Source organism: Streptomyces sp. P5F9, from assembly GCF_057961495.1.
Window position 1 is genome coordinate 1 of sequence record NZ_JBXVPZ010000759.1, and the last position, 2757, is coordinate 2757.

At 68.1% G+C, this 2757-nt stretch carries 5 protein-coding genes; 3 read left to right on the plus strand and 2 right to left on the minus strand.

Features of this window, described 5'->3' with window-relative positions:
• Positions 1-112 precede the first annotated feature (112 nt).
• Complete coding sequence (locus AC31A1_RS49640; RefSeq protein ID WP_489659634.1) at positions 113-352, plus strand: hypothetical protein; 240 nt, start codon at positions 113-115, stop codon at positions 350-352.
• A 70-nt stretch (positions 353-422) separates the two neighbouring features.
• Here the strand turns inward: AC31A1_RS49640 and AC31A1_RS49645 are convergent, their stop codons facing one another.
• The gene (locus AC31A1_RS49645) at positions 423-1103 is read right to left on the minus strand and encodes a class I SAM-dependent methyltransferase (protein WP_489659635.1); all 681 of its coding nucleotides are present in this window, start codon (positions 1101-1103) and stop codon (positions 423-425) included.
• A 25-nt stretch (positions 1104-1128) separates the two neighbouring features.
• Positions 1129-1521, minus strand: coding sequence for a hypothetical protein (locus tag AC31A1_RS49650; protein WP_489659636.1), 393 nt, complete (start codon positions 1519-1521; stop codon positions 1129-1131).
• Positions 1522-1632: 111 nt separating this feature from the next.
• Between AC31A1_RS49650 and AC31A1_RS49655 the strand changes: the two genes are divergently transcribed.
• Positions 1633-2472: a helix-turn-helix domain-containing protein gene (locus tag AC31A1_RS49655; protein WP_489659637.1), complete on the plus strand. Its 840-nt coding sequence runs from the start codon at positions 1633-1635 to the stop codon at positions 2470-2472.
• Positions 2456-2713, plus strand: coding sequence for a DUF397 domain-containing protein (locus AC31A1_RS49660; RefSeq protein ID WP_489659638.1), 258 nt, complete (start codon positions 2456-2458; stop codon positions 2711-2713). Before AC31A1_RS49655 ends, AC31A1_RS49660 begins: the two co-directional genes overlap by 17 nt.
• The last annotated feature ends 44 nt before the right edge of the window (positions 2714-2757 follow it).

Here is a 2757-nt window from a genome sequence, read left to right on the forward strand (position 1 = left end):
GGGTGGGGTTCGTGGCGACGTATTTCCTGGGGCTGGTCGGCGTGAGTGAGGCAAGTAGGACAAAGTGGAGTAAGGCCGGGTGACGCTTTCCGGGCATGATCGTTTCCCGGCCATGAAGAAGACCCTCACGGCCGTGGCCCTCGTGGCCGCCGCCCTCGCCATGGCCACCCCGGCTCACGCGGACAACGACTCCAACTTCGGCTCGGGGGTGAACCCGGCGAACAACTGGAACTTCACCGCCGCCGCGACGTGCCTCCAGGAAGTGGCCGTGGTCCCCGTCCTCGGCGACTGGGTCGGCGACCATGCCAACAACTGCTCCAACGGCAACGTCATCGACCACTCCGGCCGCTGACCGACCCGCCCCACCCCGCCCCGACACCGGCGCCGGAAGCTCCCGTACGGGAACTCCCGGCGCCGTAGCGCTACTTGGGCCGGGGTCCCAGAGGTGCGCGCCACCGCAGCGTGTACCGCCAGAACAGCCGCCGCCGCAGCCGGGCACCCGGCAGGATGCGCACCGCTTCGCGGCGGATCTCGGCGAAGGTCAACTCCGGTGGCCGAGTGACCGCGGTCATGGCCACCGGGCGGGACACGGCCCTGCGGCCCCGGTTCTTCACCCAGCCCATGACGAGGTTCAGGGGGATCGAGGGGACACCGATCAGATGGTCGACGAAGGTCTCCTCGCGGGCGCAGCCGACCACGACGAGGGTTCCGCCCGGGGCGAGTTGGTCGCGGAAGCGGGTCAGCGTCTCGGTGAAGGGGAGGTGGTGGAGGGCGGCGACGCAGGTGATGACGTCGTAGGGGCCGGCGGGGATTCCGTCCCGGGCGTCGGCGACAGTGAAGACCACGGGGACACCGGGCGGGGTCAACTCCCTTGCCCGGGCGATGATTTGGGGATCGGAGTCGATGCCCTCCACCCCACCCGCACTCCTCGCGGCAAGCAGCCGCACCAGGTCACCGCTCCCACAACCCACATCCAGGGCTCGCCCGAGCCTGCGGGGCAACTGCCGTAGCAGCCACGGGTGGTAGTGGGCGTTGTGGCTCCAGGGGTGGGCGGAGTTGAAGGATGCGAGGGCGCGGAGGAGGCGGGGCGGTATCACGGCCATGGGACCAGTCGATCACGCGTCCCGCTCAGGGCAGGCGGGCTTCACGGTTCCGCTCCCGGACCCTTGCCCGCAGTACCTCCTCCTGCCCGGCGGGCCCCGTCGACTCCGGTGGGCAGTCCCACTCCCGGCCCCCGCCGACCGGCCTCAACTGCACGTTCCCGCCCACGTGTCCCATCACTTCGCCGACCCGCCCGTCCCGTACGTCCACGGCATACGCCCCGACCGGGGGCCGTTCGCCGCGCAGCACGGACGCGAGCTTCTCGGCGGTACGGACGTTGCAACGCCCCAGCATGACCAGCGCGAACTTCTCGTCGCTCGCACCTGTCACCGGGTCCACGCGCAGGGACGGCAGGACGACCCCCACACCGGTGAGCGCCTCCTGGAGCGAAGCGACGATTTCTTCCGTCGACCGCAGCATTCCTTACCTCCACACAGAGTTTGCTGTTCGCAACACAGCGTGGCGACAACGTGTCTAACCTGGCCATACGGGGAGTCCCAACAAACTCGGGTGTCAGGACAGGGAGTTGCTGTGGCAGGACAGAAAGACCTCGACCCGTCGTCGTCACCGCGAGCCTTGCTCGGCGCCGAACTCCGACACGCCCGCGAGAAAGCGGGGCTCAGCCAGGACGAGTTGGGGCAACGGCTGTTCGTGAGCGGGTCGTTCATCGGGCAGTTGGAGGCGGGGACGCGGCGGATGTTGCCGGAGTATGCGCGGATGCTGGACGTGGAGTTGGGGACGGGGGACTTCTTCGCGCGGAACTGTGGAGCGGCGGCGAAGTCCCAGTACCCCGAGCACTTCGCGGAGGCGGCGGAGGCGGAAGCAACGGCGACGGAGATCAGGGAGTACGCGCCGCTGTTGATTCCCGGGTTGCTTCAAACAGCGGCCTACGCACGGGCGGTGTGCCGCGCCTATCAGCCCACGGCTCCGGACGAGGCGATCGAGGAGCTGGTGACGGCCCGCATCGAACGGACCCACATCCTCGACGACCCAACACAACCGTTGTTGTGGGCGATCGTCGACGAAGCGGCGCTTCGCCGGGTGACGGGCGGACCCGAGGTGATGGCGGCAGTACTGAGCCATATCGTCGGCCTGATCCGCCGAAGCCGAATCATCGTTCAGGTGATGCCGTTTATGGCAGGAGCGCACCCGGCGATGGAGGGCTCCATCAAGCTGATGGACTTCGACGACGCCCCTCCGCTGGTGTACTTCGAAGGTGTCGGCACCGGACGCCTGGAAGACGACCCGACCACCGTCAGGCAGCATCGACGCACCTATGAATTCCTCGCGGCCTGCGCCCTCCCTCCAGAGAACTCCCTGGCCCTGATCGAAGCGATGGCGCAGGATTACGCGCATGAGGAACAACCCTGAGTACAACCTGGACACGGCTACCTGGCACAGGTCCAGCTACAGCGGAGGCAGCGGAGGCAACTGCCTCGAAGTAGCCCGCTGGCGTAAGTCGACGCACAGCGGCGGCAGCGGCGACAACTGCCTGGAAGTCGCCGACGGCCACCCCGCCCTCGTCCCCGTCCGGGACTCCAAGAACCCCCTCGGACCGAAACTCGTCTTCCGGGCCGACGCATGGTCGTCCTTCGTCGACGACCTCAAGTAAGCCCACCAACAGCTAACCCCGACCCAACCACCCGCACCCCTCAC

Coding starts and splice junctions, on each gene's coding strand:
- AC31A1_RS49640 (WP_489659634.1), top strand. CDS start 113: ATGAAGAAGACCCTCACGGCCGTGGCCCTCGTGGCCGCCGCCCTCGCC.
- AC31A1_RS49645 (WP_489659635.1), bottom strand. CDS start 1,103: ATGGCCGTGATACCGCCCCGCCTCCTCCGCGCCCTCGCATCCTTCAAC.
- AC31A1_RS49650 (WP_489659636.1), bottom strand. CDS start 1,521: ATGCTGCGGTCGACGGAAGAAATCGTCGCTTCGCTCCAGGAGGCGCTC.
- AC31A1_RS49660 (WP_489659638.1), top strand. CDS start 2,456: ATGAGGAACAACCCTGAGTACAACCTGGACACGGCTACCTGGCACAGG.